This is a genomic window from Corynebacterium oculi, from assembly GCF_001412105.1.
GTDB lineage: Bacteria > Actinomycetota > Actinomycetes > Mycobacteriales > Mycobacteriaceae > Corynebacterium > Corynebacterium oculi.
In genome coordinates, this window is sequence record NZ_LKST01000001.1 from 509,800 (window position 1) to 531,790 (window position 21,991).

General features: G+C 65.8%; 20 protein-coding genes. 18 read left to right on the forward strand and 2 right to left on the reverse strand.

The window, feature by feature from the left end; all coding sequences use genetic code 11:
• Positions 1-10: 10 nt before the first annotated feature.
• Complete coding sequence (locus Cocul_RS02405; RefSeq protein ID WP_245622070.1) at positions 11-574, reverse strand: Ltp family lipoprotein; 564 nt, start codon at positions 572-574, stop codon at positions 11-13.
• A gap of 1,408 nt (positions 575-1,982) precedes the next feature.
• Between Cocul_RS02405 and Cocul_RS02415 the strand changes: the two genes are divergently transcribed.
• From Cocul_RS02415 to Cocul_RS02450, 8 genes are all read left to right on the forward strand, one after another.
• Entirely contained in the window at positions 1,983-2,294 is a 312-nt protein-coding gene (locus Cocul_RS02415) for a hypothetical protein (RefSeq protein ID WP_055121708.1), read from the forward strand.
• A gap of 164 nt (positions 2,295-2,458) precedes the next feature.
• Positions 2,459-2,836, forward strand: coding sequence for a YlxR family protein (locus tag Cocul_RS11680; protein ID WP_082422116.1), 378 nt, complete (start codon positions 2,459-2,461; stop codon positions 2,834-2,836).
• Positions 2,837-2,940: 104 nt separating this feature from the next.
• Positions 2,941-5,841 (forward strand): translation initiation factor IF-2, encoded by a 2,901-nt coding sequence (gene infB / locus Cocul_RS02425; protein ID WP_055121709.1) that lies wholly within the window; start codon positions 2,941-2,943, stop codon positions 5,839-5,841.
• A gap of 150 nt (positions 5,842-5,991) precedes the next feature.
• Positions 5,992-6,438 (forward strand): 30S ribosome-binding factor RbfA, encoded by a 447-nt coding sequence (rbfA, locus tag Cocul_RS02430; RefSeq protein ID WP_055122010.1) that lies wholly within the window; start codon positions 5,992-5,994, stop codon positions 6,436-6,438.
• A 6-nt stretch (positions 6,439-6,444) separates the two neighbouring features.
• Positions 6,445-7,410: a DHH family phosphoesterase gene (locus Cocul_RS02435; RefSeq protein ID WP_055121710.1), complete on the forward strand. Its 966-nt coding sequence runs from the start codon at positions 6,445-6,447 to the stop codon at positions 7,408-7,410.
• Positions 7,407-8,729 carry an MATE family efflux transporter gene (locus Cocul_RS02440; protein ID WP_055121711.1) on the forward strand — a complete coding sequence of 441 codons (1,323 nt, stop codon included), beginning with the start codon at positions 7,407-7,409 and terminating at the stop codon, positions 8,727-8,729. Before Cocul_RS02435 ends, Cocul_RS02440 begins: the two co-directional genes overlap by 4 nt.
• A 25-nt stretch (positions 8,730-8,754) precedes the next feature.
• On the forward strand, positions 8,755-9,525 hold the full coding sequence (locus Cocul_RS02445; protein WP_245622072.1) for a metallophosphoesterase family protein: 771 nt from the start codon (positions 8,755-8,757) through the stop codon (positions 9,523-9,525).
• Positions 9,522-10,172 (forward strand): 4'-phosphopantetheinyl transferase family protein, encoded by a 651-nt coding sequence (locus tag Cocul_RS02450; RefSeq protein WP_055122011.1) that lies wholly within the window; start codon positions 9,522-9,524, stop codon positions 10,170-10,172. The genes Cocul_RS02445 and Cocul_RS02450 overlap by 4 nt, the downstream gene beginning before the upstream one ends.
• On the opposite strand, the gene truB is transcribed toward Cocul_RS02450, so the two are convergent.
• On the reverse strand, positions 10,167-11,057 hold the full coding sequence (gene truB / locus Cocul_RS02455) for a tRNA pseudouridine(55) synthase TruB (protein WP_055121713.1): 891 nt from the start codon (positions 11,055-11,057) through the stop codon (positions 10,167-10,169). The genes Cocul_RS02450 and truB overlap by 6 nt on opposite strands.
• Before the next feature lie 30 nt (positions 11,058-11,087).
• Between truB and Cocul_RS02460 the strand changes: the two genes are divergently transcribed.
• The 10 genes from Cocul_RS02460 (at position 11,088) to Cocul_RS02500 (ending at position 21,961) form a co-directional block, all read left to right on the forward strand.
• Positions 11,088-12,050 carry a bifunctional riboflavin kinase/FAD synthetase gene (locus Cocul_RS02460; RefSeq protein WP_055121714.1) on the forward strand — a complete coding sequence of 321 codons (963 nt, stop codon included), beginning with the start codon at positions 11,088-11,090 and terminating at the stop codon, positions 12,048-12,050.
• Between the two features lie 47 nt (positions 12,051-12,097).
• Positions 12,098-13,045 carry a nucleoside hydrolase gene (locus Cocul_RS02465; RefSeq protein ID WP_055121715.1) on the forward strand — a complete coding sequence of 316 codons (948 nt, stop codon included), beginning with the start codon at positions 12,098-12,100 and terminating at the stop codon, positions 13,043-13,045.
• Positions 13,042-13,200, forward strand: coding sequence for a hypothetical protein (locus tag Cocul_RS12585; protein ID WP_211257084.1), 159 nt, complete (start codon positions 13,042-13,044; stop codon positions 13,198-13,200). Before Cocul_RS02465 ends, Cocul_RS12585 begins: the two co-directional genes overlap by 4 nt.
• 9 nt (positions 13,201-13,209) lie before the next feature.
• Positions 13,210-14,445, forward strand: coding sequence for an MFS transporter (locus tag Cocul_RS02470; protein WP_342669499.1), 1,236 nt, complete (start codon positions 13,210-13,212; stop codon positions 14,443-14,445).
• A gap of 100 nt (positions 14,446-14,545) precedes the next feature.
• Positions 14,546-14,815: a 30S ribosomal protein S15 gene (gene rpsO / locus Cocul_RS02475; protein WP_055121716.1), complete on the forward strand. Its 270-nt coding sequence runs from the start codon at positions 14,546-14,548 to the stop codon at positions 14,813-14,815.
• A 259-nt stretch (positions 14,816-15,074) separates the two neighbouring features.
• A complete protein-coding gene (locus Cocul_RS02480; protein WP_055122012.1) occupies positions 15,075-17,342 on the forward strand; it encodes a polyribonucleotide nucleotidyltransferase in 2,268 nt (755 codons plus the stop codon).
• Positions 17,343-17,495: 153 nt separating this feature from the next.
• Entirely contained in the window at positions 17,496-18,242 is a 747-nt protein-coding gene (gene dapB / locus Cocul_RS02485) for a 4-hydroxy-tetrahydrodipicolinate reductase (RefSeq protein ID WP_055121717.1), read from the forward strand.
• Position 18,243: 1 nt separating this feature from the next.
• Positions 18,244-18,996 (forward strand): FAD-dependent thymidylate synthase, encoded by a 753-nt coding sequence (locus Cocul_RS02490; RefSeq protein WP_069723545.1) that lies wholly within the window; start codon positions 18,244-18,246, stop codon positions 18,994-18,996.
• 50 nt (positions 18,997-19,046) lie between these two features.
• On the forward strand, positions 19,047-19,952 hold the full coding sequence (gene dapA / locus Cocul_RS02495; protein ID WP_055121719.1) for a 4-hydroxy-tetrahydrodipicolinate synthase: 906 nt from the start codon (positions 19,047-19,049) through the stop codon (positions 19,950-19,952).
• 2 nt (positions 19,953-19,954) lie between these two features.
• Positions 19,955-21,961 (forward strand): ribonuclease J, encoded by a 2,007-nt coding sequence (locus Cocul_RS02500; protein ID WP_055121720.1) that lies wholly within the window; start codon positions 19,955-19,957, stop codon positions 21,959-21,961.
• Positions 21,962-21,991: the final 30 nt, after the last annotated feature.

Here is a 21,991-nt window from a genome sequence, read left to right on the forward strand (position 1 = left end):
TTTATTGAGTTCAGAGGTTGTCTACTGCATACTGGGCTTCCTCGGCGGTGAACTTCTCCCCGTAATCCGAGGTCAGCTGGTCATAAATCGCATCAGGGGACATATCCATATCGTCTTGGTAACTCTTTGCCTTTTCCAGGGCGTTAGCGTTCCAGTCCGCTTCCATATTGTCCACGGCGTACTGTGCTGCCTCGGGCGAGTATTTCTCCGCATACTCGGAAGTGAGTTGGTCGTAGATACCCTGCTTGGACATGTGCATGGTCTTGGAGTAAGACTCGGCTTTACGCAGTGCAGTTTTGTATTCCTTGGGCACGCCATCATCGGAGTTTTCTTCGGCAGCGGCCTCCTCTCCATTTTCTCCGGAGGCGTTCTCCTGTTGTGCGGCCACCTCCTCGTCCTTTGCGGAGGTGCTGGTGCTTTCGCCGTCGCCGCCCATCGCGGCGGCCGCAATGGCAATGAGGGCGACCAGGCCGAGCGGGATCATGCAGCCTGGCTTCTTGTACCAGGATTTCTTCTCCTCTTTGACGTAGACCACCTGGGGCTGGGGCTGCTGCGTGGGATCGGGGGTAGACACGGGGTATCTCCTTTCGGATAGGTATGGAATTAACTGTGAAATATATTCCTATTCTCTTGAAAGGTGTTACAGGATGGGGGTAGCGGGGGGGGGGTAATCTTTAGAAAAAATGCAGGTCAAAGGGGTGGATATTGGTGCGTGGGCGACACTTCAGAACGTCGAAGGGGGCCATGCGGATCGCTGAGCCCCCTGCCTGTCGGGGTTGTGGCGATAGCTAGTCTCTTGGTTATGGGCCATCTGCTTCCGGTGGTCGCAGGGTTGTCGTCGCCCCCGGCGGCTGGGTAGTTCGTCGAGTGTTATCCCATGTTCCGCTACGGTCGATATTGATGGGGCTCGATAAAGCTCGACATAATGCTTACGGGGGCGGATAGCGTACTTATAAGATTGGCATCACCCGGATTTGGAATAAAATTATTTGTTATTCCGCGGAGGATAAGGTGATCGTGATAGCGCAATACTCGTGTTACTGTGTTGGGGCTGTGTGATCCGTGTGATCCGTAGGCTCGGCAGTCATATTGCGGTCGCGTGCACTGGCCTCAAACCCGTTAGGGTCATCAAGGTCTGCCAGGATCGTGGTGGGGCAAGACTCTGGGAAAACCGGGGGAGTATCGCCATCGCGGGCGGGGATATGTATGCATTCGAGGGGTACATCGTTGGGGTCGATGGAAGCCGGCTGTGCGGGTGCGGTGGGAATTGGCTGCCGTTGATTCGCCGGGGTTGGGGCAGGCTGCTGGGGATAAGCTGGCGCGGCCCCTGGTTGTGCCTGTGCGTCGGTATCCTGTTTAGCCACAGGCGTGGACGGGGCCTGGCTATTGTCGCCGCCGGTAGCGCGCGGCTCCGTTTGCTGGCCCGTGTGATCGCGTTCCTCTGAGATCCTTGAGGCCATATCACCAGCGGTCTTATCAAGATCTTCTGCCGCGTTCGTGCCGGTGGCAGAGGCAGTGACTTTCACGGTGGAGGTGGGGGCGGCTGAAGGGGTATCCTGTGACTCCTCTTTTCCCTCGGAGGCGCAGGCGCTCAGGGTGATGAGGCTGCAGACGCCGAGTGTAAGAACGGCTCGGTTCAAATTCTTTGGTTCGGTAGACATGGGAGGCCTTTCGTACACGAGTATGGACTTTCCCTTTGTCTATCTCTTGCGTGAAGGGAGCGTTACAGATTGGGGGTTGTGGTGTGGGGGTAGTGCCTCTTGGATAAAGCCCATAGTTCTTTGTTATTGCGGAGCGCGGTTCCGGGAAAACCTGGCTGGGCTATCTCATGGAAGGCCCTGCCGCAGTGGTCTCAGCGTACGGCCGTTATCCGGGGTGCTGGAGCAAAAATAACCTCGCTCCTACCATTGACGAGGCTTCCCTCGTGCTGTACGGTGGGAAATTGTTAGTGTTCCGCCATACAGTGTTAAGGAGAGTTCGCTATGTCTAAGTCTTTGCGTCGCGGCATCGCCGCAGCCGCTGCTTCCGCCCTGGCCTTTGGTTCCGCCGCCGTGGCCTCGGCCACCAGCGAGCCGCACCCCGGCTACGAGGAGCACCTGTTCTCCGGTTCCTCCACCTCCGTGGCCGCTTTTGAAAAGTGGTTTGCGGGCGAGGACTTCGTCAAGCCGGAGTTTGAGACGCTCGATCTGCGCAGCCTGAAGGTTAACGAGTACGAGACCGCCGAGGCTGGCGATACCGTGTACAAGGACGATCAGGGGCGCTTCTGGGTGAAGCAGGACGCCGTCGTTAAGTAAAAGTAGTCCCACGTATTCCCCGCGCGCACTTCGCTCTTAGCCTGCACGCGGGGAATAGTGGTGTCAAGGGGGCGTCGATAAGCGGGGGAATACCTAACTACAACTTCCACGATCCGTGGCGTACACTGTACTGCGGCCCTGGCCGTCGCAGGGTCTGGTTACGCATGGAAGATCATAAGGAGGCACGGGGCAGGTTGTCGCACGCAAAGCCAATCCGCACCTGCGTTGCCACTCGGCAGCGCCGCCCTCACACCGATCTTCTGCGTTTGGTGGTAGCCCCGCAGGATGATCGGAGGATTATTCCTGATCCACGGCAGATGATGCCCGGGCGGGGCGCGTGGATCACCCCAGACCTTGAGGCGTTAGAGCTTGCGGAAAAGCGCCGCGCGATTCAGCGCGCGCTGAAGGTGCCCGTGGATACGGACACGAGTGAAGTTCATGCCTACCTGGAGCAGCGTCTGGCAGCGGCCGACGCCGCCCACGGTTCGAGGAACGGAACGGATACAAGGAAAGAAGACCGAACACTGATGAGCACACGATGAAGCATCAGCGATGAACGTCAAGAACCAGGACTAGGAACTGGAAGTATCCTTAAAGACTTTTTACGGGTGCTTCGCGGTTCCTAGCACAACAGCTAAGGAGAGAAGTGCCCGGAAAGCTACGTGTACACGAGCTGGCCAAGCAACTCGGTATTACCAGTAAAGAACTGCTCGCCACGCTCAAGGAGCAGGGCGAGTTTGTCAAGACTGCCTCCTCCACCATCGAGCCCCCGGTGGTGAAGAAGATGCGTGCGCATTATGAGGCGGCCTCCGGCGGTGCGGATAATGCCGCCGATAAGCCCAACCAGGCGGCGCCGAAGCCCGGTGCTAAGTCTGGCGCCGGCAAGCCCGGCCCGAAGCCAGGCCCCAAGCCCGCCGCGAACAAGCCCGCAGCCAAGCCGGGCCCCGCGGCTCAGGCGACCGCGCCGAAGCCCGGTGCTAAGCCTGGCGCTGGCAAGCCCGGCCCGAAGCCGGGCCCCGCGGCCGATGCTGCGGCGCGCTCGGAGAAGAAGCCCGCCGCGAACAAGCCTGCGGCTAAGCCCGGCCCGGCCTTCCAGAGCGCGCGCAGCGCACAGAACCCCACGCCCGCACAGGGGGCCAAGCCCGGCCCGAAGCCGGGCCCCGGTGGACGCGCAGAGAAGAAGCCCGCGCCGAAGCCCGGCCAGGGCGGGCAGGACATGCCCAAGCCCGGTCAGCAGCGCGCTAAGCAGGGCGGGGGAGAGCGCCCCACCCCGCGTTCCATGCCCAAGCCCGGCCCGAAGCCGGGTGGCCGCGCCCCGCGCGTGGCGAACAACCCGTTCTCCACGGGCGGCAGCGATCGCCCGGCACCGCGCCCCGGTGGCTCCGGGGGCAATCCCGGCGGCGCGCCGCGCCCCGGCCAGCAGGGCAAGCGACCCGGTGGCTCGCCGCGTCCGGGTGGCTCGGGTAAGGCTCCCACCCCGGCGATGATGCCGGCACACCCGAATCCGAATCAGATGCCGGCCACCTCCGCCAATGGTGGTCGCGGTGGTCGCGGCGGCAATAATCGCGGTAACGGCCCCGCCGGTGGCGGTTTCCGTGGTGGCCGCGGCGGGCGTCGTGGCGGCACGGCGGGTGCCTTTGGGCGTCCGGGCGGCGCTCCGCGCAAGGGGCGCAAGTCCAAGCGGCAGAAGCGCAACGAGTTTGAGGCGATGAAGGCCCCGAACGTGATCGGTGGCGTGCACCTGCCCGATGGCGGCGGCAAGAAGCTGCGCCTGCGGCGCGGTGCCTCCCTGTCTGACTTCGCGGAGAAGATCGGCACCGATGCCTCCTCGCTGGTGCAGGCCCTGTTCAACCTGGGCGAGATGGTCACCGCCACGGCTTCCGTCTCGGAGGAGACGCTGAAGCTGCTGGGCGAGGAGATGAACTACTCCGTCGAGGTGGTCTCGCCCGAGGACGAGGATCGCGAGCTGCTGGAATCCTTTGATCTTCAGTTCGGTGAGGACGAGGGCGGCGAGGAGGACCTCGCGCAGCGTCCCCCGGTGGTCACCGTGATGGGTCACGTGGATCACGGTAAGACCCGCCTGTTGGATACCATCCGCAATGCGAACGTGGGCGGCCGCGAGGCCGGCGGTATCACGCAGGGCATCGGCGCTTACCAGGTCAACGTGGAGGCCGAGGGCGGCGATCGCACGATTACCTTCATCGACACCCCCGGCCACGAGGCCTTTACCGCCATGCGTGCCCGCGGCGCGAAGTCCACGGACATCGCCATTCTGGTGGTGGCGGCGGACGACGGCGTGATGCCGCAGACCGTGGAGGCCATCAACCACGCCAAGGCGGCCGACGTGCCGATCGTGGTGGCGGTGAACAAGATTGATAAGCCGGAGGCGCAGCCGGATAAGATCCGAGGCCAACTCACCGAGTACGGCCTGGTGCCCGAGGAATACGGCGGCGACACGATGTTTGTGGACATCTCGGCCAAGCAGGGCCAAAACATCGAGTCCCTGCTCGAAGCCGTGCTGCTCACGGCCGACGCCGCCCTGGACCTGCGGGCCAACCCGGAGATGGACGCCCAGGGCACCTCCATCGAGGCACACCTGGATCGCGGACGCGGCCCGGTGGCCTCCGTGATCGTGCAGCGCGGTACCCTGCGCGTGGGCGATTCCATCGTGGTGGGCGATACCTACGGCCGCGTCCGCCGCATGGTGGACGAACACGGCCAGGACGTCGAGGAGGCCGGGCCTTCGCGGCCGGTGCAGGTGCAGGGCCTCAACGGCGTGCCCGGTGCGGGCGATAACCTGCTCGTGGTGGAGGACGATCGCGTGGCGCGGCAGATCGCCAACCAGCGCGATGCCCGCCGCCGCAGCGCGGAGGCCGCGCGCAACCGCAAGCGCGTCTCCCTGGAGGATCTGGACGAGGTGCTCAAGGAGCACTCCACCCTCAACCTCATCCTCAAGGGCGATAACGCCGGTTCGGTGGAGGCCCTGGAGGACGCCCTGCTCAAGATCGAGGTGGATGATGAGGTGCAGCTCAACATCATCGACCGCGGCGTGGGCGCGGTGACGCAGACGAACGTGACCCTGGCGGCGGCGTCGAACGCCATCATCATCGCGTTCAACGTGCGCTCCGAGGGCAAGGCCACCGAGGAGGCCAACGCCGAGGGCGTGGATATCCGCTACTACACGGTGATCTACCAGGCCATCGACGAGGTGGAGTCCGCCCTCAAGGGAATGCTCAAGCCCATCTACGAGGAGCGCGAGGTGGGTACCGCGGAGATCCGTCAGCTCTTCAAGGCGTCTGCGGTGGGCCTCATCGCGGGCTGCATGGTGGAGTCCGGCAAGGTGCGCCGCAATGCCAAGGTGCGCCTGGTGCGCGACGGCAACGTGGTCACGGAAAACGCCACCATCGACTCGCTGCGCCGAGGCAAGGACGACGCCACCGAGGTGTCGGCTGGTTACGAGTGCGGTATGGTGCTCTCGTACCCGGACATCGCGGTGGGCGATCAGATTCAGGTCTACGAGATGGTGGAGGTGCCGCGCGAGGCATAACCCCTTGTGTGGTTCCTTGACAGGCCCGTCGTGAGCCCCGCGTCCACGGCGGGCCTGCCGCATTTCCGCCTGGCCCAGCGGGGTACAATGCCGTGGAATTGACCTTATTGAGCATGACCTCAATTAAGCATGAACCGAAAGGGGAACATGATGGCCGATCAGGCACGGGCCGGGCGGATGGCCAAGCGCATCCAAACCATCGTCGCCACCGCGTTGGAACGCCAGATTAAGGCCCCTCGGGTGGAACTCATCACCATCACGGACGCCCGCGTGACCGGTGACCTCCACGACGCCACCGTGTACTACACCGTGCGCGGAGAGAACATCGGGCAGGCCCCGGACGAGGAAGCCGCCGCCGAGACCTTAGAACGCATCCGAGGCCAGCTGCGCAAGATCGTGGGCGACGAGCTGGGCGTGCGGTTTACCCCCACGCTGACCTTTGCCCTGGACACGGTGCCGGAAACCTCCGCGCACATGGAGGCGGTGTTGGCTCGGGCCAAGGCGCGCGATGAGGAATTGGCGCGGCTCAAGGCCCAGGCCACTCCGGCATGGGACGCCAACCCCTATAAGACGAGCGACGCTGAGGAAGGGCGCTAAACGCCAGTGGCAGAACTAGAGCAGGTAGCCGCGTGGCTGAAAACCGCACGCAGCGCGGTGGTGATTGGCCACCTGCGCCCCGACGCGGACGCGATCGGCTCCGTGACCGCCCTGGTGGCGGCCCTACGAAAGCGGGGCGTGCAGGCCCAGGGGATCATCGGGCAGGAACAGCGCTTTGCGGAAAACCTCTATACCATTCCCGGCGCGGCTGAGGTGCTGCGTGGGGCGCGCCTGCCCGAGGCGGACGTGTACGTGGCGGTAGACTGCGGCTCCCTGGAGCGCACGGGGCTCTTGAGCGAGGGGGTACGGGAGCGCCACCAACGTGTGATCGTGTTGGATCATCACGCCTCCAACCCCGGATTTGGGGCCCTCAATTACATCGAGGTGGAGGCGGAGTCCACCACCATGATCCTCTACGATCTTTTTCACCTCATGGGGGTGGAGCTGACCCCGCAGATCGCGCACAGCCTTTACGCGGGGCTGGCCACGGATACCGGCAGTTTTCGCTGGGGCAGCACTCGCATGCACACCGTGGCGGCGGATCTGATGAGCCGGGGGGTGAACGCCCGCCAGGTCGCCGCAGACCTTCTGGATCAGGTGTCCGCCCATGATCTCAAGATGGTGGGCACCGTGCTTGCGGGGATTGACGTGCTTAATATCGACGGTCTCTCCCTGGCCCTCTTAGTGGCGGAGCACGGGGACGTGGTGGGCCATTCGGCCTCGGCCGTGGAATTCCTGGTGGACTTCGTGCACTCCATTCAGGGCTGCCAGTTGGGGGTGGTGTTCAAGGCCACCTCGCCGGACGCCTGGGCGGTGTCCTTGCGCTCGGAGACGCTGGACGTCTCCCGCATCGCGGTGGCCCTGGGCGGCGGGGGGCACCGGCCGGCGGCGGGCTATACCGCGGTGGGGGAACGTCAAGAGGTGATCGACGCCCTGATCGCGGTGCTGCGCGAACAGAACGAGGACGCATGAGCGCCGCGCAGGGAGCGCGGAGGGAAGCGGTGGAGGATTCTCCACAGGTAAAGGCACGAGACATCTTTGCCCTGGCCCTGCCGGCCCTGGGCGTGCTGGCTGCCACCCCGCTGTATCTGCTGCTGGATACCGCCGTGGTGGGGCGATTGGGCGGCATGGAACAGGCGGCCCTGGCGGTGGGGGCGACGATCCAATCCCAGGTGACCACCCAACTGACCTTCCTTTCCTACGGCACCACCGCGCGCTCCTCCCGGCTCTTTGGCCAGGGCAGGCGCGCCGCAGCGGTGGCGGAGGGGGTGCAGGCCACGTGGGTGGCCCTGGGCGTGGGCCTAGGCCTGGCTTTGGTGGTATTCACCGGAGCGCCGCTCTTTGCCGGTTGGCTGGGCGGCAACGCGCAGGTGGCCCAGGAGGCGGCGGCGTGGATACGGGTGGCGGCGGTGGGCATTCCGCTCACCCTCGTCATCATGGCGGGCAATGGCTGGTTGCGCGGGGTGCAGGATACCCGCCGTCCCCTGTATTTCACCCTGGCCGGGGTGATCCCCGGGGCGATCCTGGTGCCCTTGTTGGTGGCGCGCATGGGTCTGGTGGGCTCGGCGGTGGCGAACCTGGTGGGGGTGAGCATCGCGGCCCTGCTCTTTCTGGGTACCTTGTTCCGGGAGCATCGCGGGCCGTGGCGCCCGCAATGGGGCGTGATCCGCGAGCAGCTGGTGCTGGGGCGCGATCTCATCGTGCGCTCTGCCTCCTTCCAGGTGGCCTTTCTTTCCGCCGCCGGGGTGGCGGGGCGCTTTGGCGTGGCGGCCCTGGCGGCACACCAGATCATGCTGCAACTGTGGAACTTCCTGGCCCTGGTGCTGGATTCCCTGGCGATCGCCGCCCAGACCCTCACCGGCGCGGCCCTGGGCCGGGGCACGGTGCGGCAGGCGCGTGCGGTGGGGGTGGCCATCACGCGCTATTCCGTGGCTTTTTCCTGCCTCCTCGCGGCGTGCTTTGCCCTGGGGGCGGGCGTGATTCCCCGTCTGTTTAGCGCGGAGGATGCCGTGTTGAGGGAGATTGCCGGCCCGTGGTGGCTGATGATCGCCATGATCGTGATGGGCGGTGTGCTCTTTGCCCTCGACGGCGTGCTGCTGGGCGCGGCCGACGCCGCCTTTTTGCGCAACGCCACCGTGGCGTCGGTGCTCTGCGGTTTCCTGCCCGGCGTGTGGCTGGCCTATGCCTTCGACGGCGGCCTCATGGGCGTGTGGTGCGGGTTGCTGGCGTTCATCGGGCTGCGCCTGGTGGCGGTGGTGTGGCGCTTCCGCTCGATGAAGTGGGCGGCGTGAGGTGACCGGGCCTACTCTGTGGGCGGTGTCCGATCTACACGCCGCCGTTCCCGCAAATAGGCAGCACGTGGACGCCCTGCGCCCGAGCCACCCCGGGGATTGGTTGATCGTGGCCGGGGACGTGGCGGAGAAGATGGATCTGGTGGTGGACGTCCTGGCGCGGCTGCGCGAGCGCTTCGCCCGGGTGGTATGGGCACCGGGTAATCACGAGCTGTTGAGCCGGGCGGATGATCCCTACCGGGGCCGCGAGCGCTACGCGGAACTGGTGCGCCGCTGCCGGGAGATCGGCGTGCATACCCCGGAGGACGAGTATCCGGTTTTCCAGGGTATTGCCGTGGCGGCGCTGTGTACCCTCTACGATTACAGCTTTGCCCCGGCGGGGATCACCCCGGAAAGCGCGCGGAGTTCGGGGAGAATGCTGATCGACGCCGTGGCGCTGGAGCCCTTCGTGGACGTTCCGGGGTGGTGCCGGGAGCGCCTGGCCTATAGCGCGGGCAGGCTCGCGGAATTGACCGGTACGCCCACGGTGCTGGTCAACCATTGGCCCCTGGTGCGCGAGCCGGTGGCTCGCATGGGCATACCGGAGTTGTCCCTGTGGTGCGGCACCGAGCACACGCGGCATTGGCCGCAGCGTTACCACGCCCGCGCCGTGGTGCACGGGCATCTTCATCTGCCGGGAATCACCCGGGTGAAGGAGGTGGCGCACATTGAGGCCTCCCTGGGGTACCCGAGGGAGTGGCGCGCGCGCCCCGCCAGCCCGTGGCCCCACCCGGTGTTGAGGGGGTGGGCGCGATGATGGACGCGCTGTTTCCGCCGCAGGTGCAGTGGCGGGTTCTCCGGTCAAACGGCGATTCCCTGTGCCGTTACGCGGAACTACCCGCCGTGGAGCGCGCCCTGGTGGCGCGCGCGGTGGATAAGCGCAAGGCGGAGTTTGGCGATGCCCGCTGGTGCGCGCACCAGGCGCTGGCCTATTACGGGGTACCGCCCAGCGCCCCTATTCTCCGGGGAGCCAAGGGAATGCCGCTGTGGCCGCAGGGTTTCACCGGCTCGCTCGCCCACACCGAGGGGCTGCGCGCGGCGGCGGTAGCCCCCCGATCCGTGGTGCGCTCGGTGGGCCTGGACGTGGAACCGGCCGCCGCGCTCCCGGAGGGGGTGCTGGGCAGCATCGCGCTGGACGCAGAAAGAAAAACGGTGCAGCGATGGCGCGCTGAGGGAAGGGAATGGGCGGATCGGCTGCTCTTTTGTGCCAAGGAGGCCACCTACAAGGCGTGGTTCCCGCTCACACAGCGTTGGCTGGATTTTGACCAGGCGGAGATCGTGCTGCACCCGGAGGGAACCTTTAGCTCGCGGCTGCTTCTCGACGCCGCGCCGATGCGCTCTTTCGCGGGGCGGTGGATCGTGCGCGAGGGGTACTGCTGCGCGGCGATCACGGTGCTGTTATAGGGTGGATGGCCGTGCCACAAAGATGGTGGAGAGCCGTTTGCCCTGTTCCCTGATGAGGGCAATGCTGCGCCCCTCGGGATCCACGGCGGCGTGGATTCCGCTTAGGCCACGGGGTTCCAACCACTGTCCCTTGGCCAGGGCTGCGGCCTCGTCGGCGGTCACCGCCACGGTGGGGTAGCAGCGCCGCAGAGCCTCGTCCAGGGTGAGGCTGAGGCGTGGGTTCTCGGAGAGGGCGTCAAGAAGCACCGAATCCGCGAGCGTGAACGGGCCCACCTCGGTGCGACGCAGCATGGTGAGATGCCCGCCCACGCCAAGGTTCTCCCCGAGGTCGCGGGCCAGGGCGCGGATATAGGTGCCCGAGGAGCAGTGCACCTCCACATCGAGGTCGGTGCCCCGGCGGTTGAGCAGATCGAAGCGGGAGACGGTCACGGGGCGCGGGGGAATCTCCACCTTCTCCCCGGCACGGGCGCGGGCGTAGGCGCGCTGGCCGTCGATCTTGATCGCGGAGAACGTGGAGGGGCGCTGCATGATGTCCCCGGTGAGGGCGGCCAGGGCGGCGTGGATAAGCGCGGGGTTAAGGTCCCGCAGGCGCGCGGCGGGGACCTGCGCGGTGATTTCTCCCTCGGCGTCGTCGGTGGTGGTGGATTGTCCCAGGCGAATGGTGGCGCGGTAGGCCTTGGTGGCGGCGGTCATGTGGGCCAAGAACTTGGTGCCGCGCTCCACCCCTGCCACCAGGACGCCGGTGGCCATCGGGTCGAGGGTGCCGGCGTGGCCTACCTTTTTGGTTCCCAAGGCCTTGCGCAGCCGGGAAACCACGTCATGGGAACTCAACCCCTGGGGCTTATCTACCACTACTATTCCTGAGCGCGCGAGGGGATCGATCATGCCTCGTAGTGTATGCCGTAGTCTGGGTGCGTGAATATTTGGCACGGGCTTGCAACCGTTCCCTCGGATCTCGCTGGATCGGTGGCCACCATCGGGGTATTTGACGGTGTGCACCGGGGGCACCAGCACCTGCTTGGGCGCGCGGTGGAGGAGGCACGCCGCCGCGGGGTGCCCTGCGTGATGGTGACCTTTGATCCCCACCCGGTTTCCGTGTTCCTCCCGGAAAAGACCCCGGCCCGCCTGACCTCCCTGGAGGAGCGCCTGCGGCTGGCGGGGGAACTGGGCGTGGACGCCATGCTGGTGGTGAACTTCACCTGCGAACTAGCGGGCCTCAGCCCGCGCCATTACTTCACCTCGCTGCTGGTGGATACCCTCAAGGCCACGGCGGTGCTGGTGGGGGAGAACTTCACCTTCGGCAAGGATGCCGCGGGCACCGTGGATACGCTGCGCGAGTTGGGTGAGGAATACGGCATCGAGCCGATTGTGGTGGGCCTCTACCACGATGGCGGGCAGCGGCTGTGTTCCTCCCTGGTGCGCCGCTACCTCAGCGAGGGCAATATCGAGGGGGCCAACTGGGCGCTGGGGAGGTTGTTCCGGGTCACGGGCAAGGTGGTGCACGGCGCGGGGCGCGGGGGCAAGGAATTGGGCTACCCCACGGCCAACCAGTACTTCTCCGAGTCCATGGCCCTGCCGGCTGATGGCGTGTACGCCGGGTGGCTCACGGTGGTGGACTCCGGGCCGATCAAGGGGAGCATGGTGGCCGAGCGAAGGTACCCGGCCGCGATCTCCGTGGGCACCAATCCCACCTTTGGCGATGAGCCCCGCAGCGTGGAATCCTTTGTGATCGACCAGGAGGCCGACCTCTACGGGCACACCGCCACGGTAGAGTTCGTGGCTCATCTGCGTCCGATGGTGAAGTTCCACGGGGTCGAGGAACTCCTGGAGGCGATGGGGCAGGATGTTAGCCGTGCTCGGGAGATTCTCGCGGGATAAAGTATGGGGTGATCTCAACCGAACGATCGGCACAAGGAGTACACCCCGTGGCACGTAAAATCATCCTTGACCTGGATACCGGCGTCGATGACGCCCTGGCCCTGGCCTATGCACTGGGCTCCCCGGAGCTCGAACTTATAGGAGTGACCTGCACGTATGGCAACGTGCTCATCGAGCAGGGCGCCGCCAATAACCTCGCGCTGCTTGACCTGCTGGGGCACGCTGAGGTGCCGGTGTTCGTGGGGGAGCCGCACGCGCAGGCCAAGGACAGCTTTGAGGTCTTGGACATCTCCGCCTTTATCCACGGCAAGAACGGCATCGGGGAGGTAGAACTCTCCCCCTCGCCGCGCTCGGTGGAGAAGCGCGGGGCTGTGGACTTCCTGGTGAACTCCGTGCGCGAGCACGGCGAGGATCTGGTGATCGTGGCCACCGGCCCCATGACCAACCTCGCCGCCGCGATCGCCCAGGATCCCGACTTTGCCCGCGCCGCCCACATCATCATCATGGGCGGCGCGCTCACGGTGCCCGGCAACGTCAATGCCTGGACGGAGGCCAATATCAGCCAGGACCCGGAGGCCGCCGATGCCCTGCTGCGCTCCGGGGCGGACGTGACCATGATCGGCCTGGACGTGACCCTGCAAACCCTGCTCACCTACGCGGAGACTCGCCAGTGGCGCGAGCTGGGCACCGAGGCGGGCCGCGCCCTGGCGGACATCACGGACTACTACATCAAGGCTTACGAGACCACCGCGCCCTACCTTGGCGGCTGCGGACTCCACGATCCGCTGGCGGTGGCCGTGGCGGTGGATCCCTCCCTGGTGACCCTGCTGCCGATCAACCTCAAGGTGGATCTGGAGGGGCCCACGCGCGGGCGCACCATCGGTGATGAGAAGCGGCTGAACCACCCCGAGCGCACCTCGCGGGCCGCCGTGGCGGTGGACGCCCCGCGCTTTCTGAGGGAGTTCATGGAGCGCATTGGTTCGGTGCTCCGATGAGCGCCCCCGCCCCGCAGGTAGACCCCCAGGTGCAGCGCAACGCCATGACGGCCATCCCCGGGCTCCTCTGCGTCTTTGTCTTTGGAATCCTGTGCCTGCACTCCTTTAACTTTGTGTTTCCGGACATCGGCCAGGATCTTGGGGCCCCGGGGTAGGCGGCCCTGATTACCTCCCTGCCCGGCGTGGTGCTGGGCGTGGTATGCGTGATCTACGGCTCCCTGGGGGATTTCGTCTCCCTGCGGCGCATGATGATGGTGGGCATGGCGCTCATCGTGGTGGGTTCGGTGCTGGGCCTGTTTTCCACGGCCTCGATCTGGCTGGTGATTATCGCGCGCGTGATTCAAACCGCCGGGTGCCAGGTGGCCGGCTCGGTGTTTTTGGTGGTGACCACCAAATACGTCCCGGGCCCCAAGAAGGCGGTGTACTTTGGCCTGTTTACTGCCGCGTATCAGTTCTCCACGGCGGTCGGCCTGGTGGCGGCGGGGCAGCTCAGCAAGATCAGCTGGGTGTGGCTCTTTGCTATCCCTCTGCTCTCGGTGATCTTCCTTCCCTGCCTGTATCGCAATTTGCCCGACGTGCGCGGTGAGGGGCGCCGCATCGACGTGGTGGGCTTCCTCCTCGTCTCCGCGACGGTGGGCAGCTTGGTGATGTTCATGTCCGAGTTCTCCTGGACGTGGGGAATTGCCTTTGTGCTGTTGGCGGTGTGCTTTGGCGTGTACATCAGCGTGGCGTCCCACGCCTTTATCACCCCGGAGTTCTTCCGTAACCGCGCCTACCTGGTGGCGGTCTCGTTGGTCTTGATCTTCTACGCGGCCCAGTTCGCCATGAACCCCTTGTTCAAGGAGGTGGGCGCTCAGCTTTACGGTTACGACGCCGCGGGCATGGCCTTTGTGCTCATCTGGGCCAACCTCATTGGAGGGGTCACGGGCATGCTCTCCGGGAACATCGTGGGGTGGATTGGGCGCGGGCCGGGAATCCTCCTGGCGGTGAGCCTGATGATCCTGAGCTGCTTGTTGGCTGCCTTTACCTTGGAATCGGGGATCTGGGCGGTGGGCCTGTGCGCGGTGCTGTTCTTCGGCGGCATTTCCATGCTGTACTCCCCGGCGGTGGACACGGTGGTGGGGACGGTGGATGTTTCCGAGTCCGGGCGCGCGGTGGGGCTCAACGACCTCGCGATGGTGGTCTCGCCCTCCATCGGTGTGGCCCTGGTGAGCAGCCTGATGACCGGCGTGGTGTTCGGAGACGTGACGGTGACCGGGGCCACGGCGGGGGAGGCGGCCAACTACTCGGTGATCTTCCTGCTCCTGGGCGTGGTGATGATCGCCGGGGTGGTGTGGTTCCTGGCCATGAAGAAGTATTTGTACCCGGATTCCTGGGGCAGGGTTTCTGTGGAGGAATAAAACCTGCTATCCTGTAGCGCGGTCTGGCAACTGCGGTCCACAGTAGTTGCCCGGATTGTTTTTTCGTGTGGACTGAAATAACCAAGAGGTGATGATCTCAATGTCCCTGGGCGCTGAGAAGAAGAAGGAAATCCTGTCCGAGTACGGCCTCCATGAGACCGATACCGGCTCCCCCGAGGCGCAGGTGGCGCTGCTCACCGAGCGTATCTCCAACCTCACCGAGCACCTGAAGAGCCACAAGCACGATCACCACTCCCGCCGCGGCCTGCTGCTGATGGTGGGTCGGCGTCGTGGCCTGCTCAACTACCTGGCGGAGACGAACGTGGATCGCTACCGCGATCTGATCTCCCGCCTGGGCTTGCGCCGATAGAAGCCGCCGATAAGAGGCGCCGAGAGGCGTATCGGCCAGAGGCATAACGCACCCCGCCGCACCGTGTTTGTCATGGTGCGGCGGGGTGCGTGTCTGCGCGTGGGCGTGTTAGGGTGAGCGTTGTTCATAGCACGCACGAGGATGAAGGCGGCACCGACGATCGCCATCACGCTATGTATGCCTATAGGAGGGCACCCCTTTGCCTAGGAAGTCTCAGTCCGGGAAGCCGAATCCCGGCAGGAAGAACGAAAATAACCCGCTGAAGAACGTGGAAAAGAACCTCGAATTCAATTTCGACGAGGAATACGGCATCACCGAGGCCGTGGCCACCATAGATAACGGTGACTTTGGCACCCGCGAGGTGCGTTTTGAAACGGGCCAGTTGGCCCGCCAGGCCGACGGCTCGGTGACCACCTACCTCGACGAGGACACGATGCTGCTGGCCACCACCACGGCGTCGAGCAAGCCGCGCGAGGGGCTGGACTTCTTCCCCCTGACCGTGGACGTGGAGGAGCGCATGTACGCCGCCGGGCGGATTCCCGGCTCCTTCTTCCGCCGCGAGGGACGCCCCAGCACGGACGCCGTGTTGGCCTGCCGCCTGATCGATCGCCCGCTGCGCCCCACCTTCACCAAGGGGCTGCGCAACGAGGTGCAGATTGTGATTACCGTGATGTCCCAGGCTCCCGAGGACTTCTATGACGTGGTGGCCATCAACGGCGCTTCCGCCGCCACGCAGCTCTCCGGCCTGCCGGTCTCCGGCGCGGTGGCGGGCGTGCGCATGGCTCTGCTGGCCGATGAGGAGCACCCCCAGGGGCAGTGGGTGGCCTTCCCCACGGCGCAGCAGCACGAGGACGCCCTCTTTGAGCTGGTGGTGGCCGGGCGCATCGTCAAGCGCCGCCAGGGCCGCCGCACGGTAGAAGACGTGGCGATCATGATGGTGGAGGCCGGCGCGGGAGAGACCGTGGTGGAGCGCATTTCCCAGGGAGCGCCCGCCCCCACGGAGTCCGTGGTGGCCGAGGGCCTGGAGGCCGCCAAGCCCTTCCTGGCCACGCTCTGCCGCGCCCAGGAGGGCCTGGCCGAGCGCGCGGCCAAGGAGGAACGCGAGTTCCCGCTCTTCCCCTCCTACAGCGAGGAGATTCACGATGCGGTGGAAAAGAAGGCCGCCAAGAAGCTGCGCAAGCTGCTCACCATCGCCGGCAAGCAGGAGCGCGACGAGGCCACCGACGCCTTCTACGCCGAGGTGGAGGAGCAACTGCTGGATCGCTTTGCGCAGGACGAGGAGCCGGAGGAGGCCGCCAAGCAGATTCGCGCCGCCTACGGCGCGGTGATGAAGGAGATCGTGCGGGAGATGATCCTCACCGACGGCTTCCGCATCGATGGCCGCGGCCTCACCGACATCCGCGACCTCGGGGTGGAGGTGGATCTGGTGCCGCGCGCCCACGGCTCCTCCCTGTTCGAGCGGGGCGAGACGCAGATCCTGGGCGTGACCACCCTGGACATGCTCAAGATGGAGCAGCAGATTGACTCGCTGACCCCGGTGAAGTCCAAGCGCTACATTCACCACTACAACTTCCCGCCCTACTCCACGGGCGAGACCGGCCGGGTGGGCTCGCCCAAGCGCCGCGAGATCGGCCACGGTGCTCTGGCGGAGCGCGCGGTGGTTCCGGTGATCCCCTCCCGCGAGGAGTTTCCGTACACCATTCGCCAGGTTTCCGAGGCCCTGGGCTCAAACGGCTCCACCTCGATGGGATCGGTGTGCGCCTCCGTGCTGTCCCTGTACAACGCCGGCGTGCCGCTGAAGGCCCCGGTGGCGGGCATCGCCATGGGCCTGGTTTCCGGCGAGGTGGAGGGCAAGACGCAGTACGTGGCGCTCACGGACATCCTGGGCGCGGAGGATGCCTTCGGCGACATGGACTTCAAGGTGGCCGGCACCGGTGAGTTCATCACCGCCCTGCAACTGGACACCAAGCTCGACGGCATTCCCTCCAAGGTGCTGGCCTCCGCCCTGGATCAGGCCCGCGAGGCGCGCCTGACGATCCTGGACACGATGATGGAGGTCATCGATAGTCCCGATGAGATGAGCGGCCTTGCACCCAAGATCGTCACCGTCAGCGTGCCGGTGAACAAGATCGGCGAGCTGATCGGCCCCAAGGGCAAGACCATCAACGCGATCACGGAGGAAACCGGCGCGGAGGTCTCCATCGAGGAGGACGGCACCGTGTACGTCTCCGCCACCAGCGGGGACGCCGCCGACGCCGCCGTGGAGAAGATCAACAGCATCGCCAACCCGCAGCTGCCCAAGGTGGGCGAGCGCTTCCTGGGCACCGTGGTCAAGACCGTGGCCTTTGGTGCCTTCGTGTCCATCGCCCCGGGGCGCGACGGTCTGATCCACATTTCCAACCTGGGCGGCAACAAGCGCATTGATAAGGTGGAGGACGTGATTAACGTCGGGGACAAGGTGGAAGTGGAAATCGCGGATATTGATAACCGCGGCAAGCTTTCCCTGGTGCCGGTGGCGGAGAAGTAACCGCCCCGGAACCCCAGCACGTAGGGCCTCGCCGCGCCCCGGGAATCACTCCCGAGGAAAACGCGGCGAGGCCCTTGTGCGTGCCACGGGGTGCGGGCGGATCGCCTGCGCTAGCGTGGTGGGAGCATAAAAATATCTCCGAGGAGGAAACACATGACGATCAAGGTTGGCGTTCTGGGCGCCAAGGGCCGCGTGGGCTCCACCATCGTGACCGGGATCAAGGATGCCGAGGGCTTGGAACTGGCCGCGGCCCTGGATCACGGGGACGATAAGCAGGAACTGGTGGACGCCGGGGTAGAGGTGATCGTGGACTTCACGGTGCCCGATCAGGTGATGGGCAACCTGGAGTTCTGCATTGAGCGGGGGATTCATTGCGTGGTGGGCACCACCGGATTCGATGAGCAGCGCCTAGACCAGGTGCGCAGCTGGTGCGAGGGCAACCCGGAGGTGGGCGTGCTCATCGCCCCGAACTTCGCCGTTTCGGCTGTGCTCGCTATGGCCTTTGCCCGCCAGGCCGCCACGTATTTTGAGTCGGCGGAGGTGGTGGAGTATCATCACCCCAATAAGCTCGACGCCCCTTCCGGCACGGCCGTGCACACCGCGCAGGGAATCGCGCGGGCGCGTCGGGAGGCGGGCATGGCCCCCGCACCGGACGCCACCGAGCAGGCTCTCGACGGCTCCCGGGGGGCCGCCGTGGACGGCATCCCGGTGCACGCGGTGCGCATGCAGGGCATGAACGCCCACGAGGAGATCATCTTTGGTACCCAGGGGCAGACGCTCACGATCCGCCAGGATTCCTACGATCGCACCTCCTTTGTCCCCGGCGTGGTGCTCGGGGTGCGCAAGGTGGCCGAGCACCGTGGGTTGACGGTGGGCCTGGACTCTTACTTGGGGCTCTAGCGTGGTACGGCAGGCGACGTTGCGGGTGCGGGTGCTCAGCGCCCCCGCGTTGACCGTCCCGGGGGATACGCCCTGGCGCCCGGAGGAAGGGGCCACGGCGGCGGAGGCCGCGGTGGAGTTCGCGGGAAGGCTGGAATCGGGAAGCCTGGATCAGCCCCGCCCGCGTACCCGGGGCACGGCGGCGTACCTGCGGCATCTTCAGGAGGTGGCCCGCTGGGATCTCATGGCGCACGCCACGGTCACGGTGTACATCACCGGGTTATCGCGGCGGTGCGTGGACACCCTGGCCTGCCGGGAGGACCTCACCGTCACCAGGGCCACCCCGCCCATGGACGCGGAACGCACGGAGGTGGTGATTCCGCCGGTGATCGCGCAGGATGAGGCCCTGCGCACGCTTTTTCTGAGAACGATGGACGAGGCGCATTTTGCCTACGGGCAGATCGTGGAGGGGCTGGGGGAGCAGGAGGCGCAGCATAGCGATGCCGTGTGGGCGGCGCGTCAGGCGCACCAGGCCGCGCACGCGGTGGTGCCGGTGGCGGTGGCGACCTCCCTGGTGGTCACCGGCTCCATGCAGGCGTGGCGCGCGGTCATGCTGAGCTTTGGCGCCGAGCACGCGGATTCCGAGTGGCGCAGCCTGGCCTCGGCCCTGCTGGGGGCCCTGCGGCCGGTGGCTCCGGCGCTGTTCATCGACGTCGAGGAGGTTCCGGCCGCCGACGGCCCGCCGGGGGTGGAAAGCGCCTACGGGGCGGATTAACCGTGGGGCGTTGTGCCGTTATTCCCGCCGAGACTGTAGTGTTTATGGGCATGAGCACAGGATTGACAGCGAAGGCGGGAGTCGAGCACTTCGGCACGGTCAGCGTTGCGATGGTCACCCCCCTGACCAAGGAGGGTGACCTTGATGTTGATGCTGGTTGCCGGCTGGCCGCCCACCTGGTGGACAGCGGATGCGACTCCCTCGTTCTCGGCGGCACCACGGGGGAATCCCCCACGGTGACCGTGGAAGAAAAGCTGCGCCTGCTCACCGCAGTCAAGCAGGAAGTGGGCGACCGCGCGCGCATCGTCGCGGGCGCGGGAACGTATGATACGCGGGCGTCGATAAGCCTCGCCCAGGCCTCGGCCGAGGCGGGCGCGGACTCCCTGCTCGTGGTCACCCCGTACTACTCCAAGCCCAGCCAGGAGGGGGTGTACCGGCACTTCGAGGCCGTGGCGGGTGCCACGGATCTCCCCATCTGCCTCTACGACATTCCCGGGCGCAGCGGCATCCCCATCGAGGCGGATACCATTCGCCGCCTGGCGGAACTGCCCACGGTGATGGCCGTGAAGGACGCCAAGGGGGATCTGGCCACCGCCGCCCCCCTGATCCAGGAGACCGGCCTGGCCTGGTACTCCGGCGATGATCCGCTGAACCTGCCCTGGCTATCCCTGGGCGCGAGCGGCTTCATCTCCGTGATCGGGCATGTGGCGGCCCCGCAACTTCGCTTGCTGCACACCAGTTTCGAGGAAGGCGACCTCGTTCGAGCTAGAGAAATCAACGCCACACTGAATCCGCTGATCCGCGCCCAGGTTCGCCTGGGCGGGGTCAGCCTCGCTAAGGCTGCCCTGCGCGTGCAGGGCATCGAGGTAGGGGATCCCCGCCTGCCCGTGGTCGCTCCGACCTCGCAGCAGGTGGAGGAACTCCGCCGTGATATGCAGAAAGCTGGAGTTCTATAAATATGAGCGAAACCCGAAACCGCTCCCGCAAGGTAACCCGCAAGGCCGGCCCCCCGGAGGAAGCCCCGGTGTTCCAGGCCCCGGAGAAGAACGAGGGGAACGGCAACGGCGCAAAGAACGATTCCGCCCCGCGCTCCCAGGGCGGGGGCAATGGCGGCAACAAGCGCGGCGGCCGGGGCCGTCGCGGTGGTCGCAACAATAACGGCGGACAGGGCGGCAATGGTGGCAACCGCCGCAATGTGGTGAAGTCCATGCAGGGAGCGGACCTCACCAAGCGCCTGCCCGCACCGCCCAAGGCCCCCAAGAACGGCCTGCGCATCTACGCCCTCGGCGGCATCTCCGAGATCGGCCGCAACATGACGGTGTTCGAGTACAATAACCGCCTGCTCATCGTGGACTGTGGCGTTTTGTTCCCCACCTCCAGCGAGCCGGGCGTGGATCTGATCTTGCCGGACTTTGGGCCCATCGAAAAGCACCTGGATCGGGTGGAGGCCCTGGTGATTACCCACGGGCACGAGGATCACATCGGCGCGATCCCGTGGCTGCTGAAGCTGCGCGCGGATATCCCGATCCTGGCCTCCCGGTTCACGGTGGCCCTGATCGCCGCCAAGTGCAAGGAGCACCGCCAGCGGCCGAAGCTGATCGAGATCAACGAGGATTCCAACGAGAATCGCGGCCCCTTCAACCTGCGCTTCTGGCACGTGAATCACTCCGTGCCGGATTGCCTGGGCATCGCGATCAAGACGGGCGCGGGCCTGGTGATCCACACCGGCGACATCAAGGTGGATCAGACCCCCACCGATGGTCGTCCCACCGATTTGCCCGCGCTGTCTCGCTTTGGCGACGAGGGCGTGGATCTCATGCTGTGCGATTCCACCAACGCCACCACCCCCGGCGTCTCGGGTTCGGAGGCGGAGATCGCCCCCACGCTCAAGCGCCTGATCGGGGAGGCCAAGCAGCGCGTGATTCTGGCTTCCTTCGCCTCGAACGTGTACCGCGTGCAGGCCGCCGTGGACGCGGCGGTGGCGGCGGGCCGCAAGGTGGCCTTCAACGGCCGCTCCATGATCCGCAACATGGAGATCGCGGAGAAACTCGGCTACCTCAAGGCCCCGCGCGGCACCATCGTCTCCATGGACGATGCCGCCAAGATGGCCCCGCACAAGGTGCTGCTGGTGACCACGGGTACGCAGGGTGAGCCGATGGCGGCGCTTTCGCGCATGGCTCGCCGCGAGCATCGCCAGATCACGGTGCGCGAGGGTGACCTCATCATCTTGTCCTCCTCCCTGGTGCCGGGCAACGAGGAGGCCGTGTTCGGCGTGATTAACATGCTTTTCCAGATCGGTGCCACGGTGGTCACCGGCCGGGACGCCAAGGTGCACACCTCGGGTCATGGCTACTCGGGCGAGCTGCTCTTCCTCTGGAACGCGGCGCGCCCCCGCAACGCCATGCCGGTGCACGGCGAGTGGCGGCATCTGCGGGCGAACAAGGAGCTGGCCATCGCCACCGGCGTGCGGGAGGATCACACGGTGCTCGCGCAAAACGGCGTGGTGGTGGACCTGGTCAACGGCCACGCCAAGGTGGTGGGCCAGATCCCGGTGGGGCACCTCTACGTCGATGGCGTGACCATGGGCGAGGTGGACTCGGATGTGTTGGCGGATCGTACCTCCCTGGGCGAGGGCGGCATCATGAGCATCACCGCCGTGATTGATAACCGCACCGGCCGCCTCCTGGAGGCGCCCACGGTGCAGACCAAGGGCTTTGCCGAGGATGACCGCTCCATGGTTCCGCAGGTTCGGGAGTTGGCGGAGAGCACCCTGAATGATTTGGCGGCGGAGGGGGAGAATGATCCCTACCGCATGGTGCAGCAGTTGCGCCGCAAGGTCTCGCGCTTTGTGGAGCAGAAGTGGCGGCGCGAGCCGATGATTATGCCCACGGTGATCCCCATGAGCTCGGATCAGGGTGGCCCCGTGGCCGACTCGGACGTGGATTCCACCCGCGAATCCCTCTAAACCCTGCACGCTCATGCGCCCCGGCCTATG

Excerpts from the sequence above, each read along its gene's own strand:
- Cocul_RS02415 (WP_055121708.1), top strand. The coding sequence starts at position 1,983 with ATGTCTAAGTCTTTGCGTCGCGGCATCGCCGCAGCCGCTGCTTCCGCC.
- Cocul_RS11680 (WP_082422116.1), top strand. The coding sequence starts at position 2,459 with ATGGAAGATCATAAGGAGGCACGGGGCAGGTTGTCGCACGCAAAGCCA.
- rbfA (WP_055122010.1), top strand. The coding sequence starts at position 5,992 with ATGGCCGATCAGGCACGGGCCGGGCGGATGGCCAAGCGCATCCAAACC.
- Cocul_RS02440 (WP_055121711.1), top strand. The coding sequence starts at position 7,407 with ATGAGCGCCGCGCAGGGAGCGCGGAGGGAAGCGGTGGAGGATTCTCCA.
- Cocul_RS02450 (WP_055122011.1), top strand. The coding sequence starts at position 9,522 with ATGATGGACGCGCTGTTTCCGCCGCAGGTGCAGTGGCGGGTTCTCCGG.
- truB (WP_055121713.1), bottom strand. The coding sequence starts at position 11,057 with ATGATCGATCCCCTCGCGCGCTCAGGAATAGTAGTGGTAGATAAGCCC.
- Cocul_RS12585 (WP_211257084.1), top strand. The coding sequence starts at position 13,042 with ATGAGCGCCCCCGCCCCGCAGGTAGACCCCCAGGTGCAGCGCAACGCC.
- rpsO (WP_055121716.1), top strand. The coding sequence starts at position 14,546 with ATGTCCCTGGGCGCTGAGAAGAAGAAGGAAATCCTGTCCGAGTACGGC.
- dapB (WP_055121717.1), top strand. The coding sequence starts at position 17,496 with ATGACGATCAAGGTTGGCGTTCTGGGCGCCAAGGGCCGCGTGGGCTCC.
- dapA (WP_055121719.1), top strand. The coding sequence starts at position 19,047 with ATGAGCACAGGATTGACAGCGAAGGCGGGAGTCGAGCACTTCGGCACG.
- Cocul_RS02500 (WP_055121720.1), top strand. The coding sequence starts at position 19,955 with ATGAGCGAAACCCGAAACCGCTCCCGCAAGGTAACCCGCAAGGCCGGC.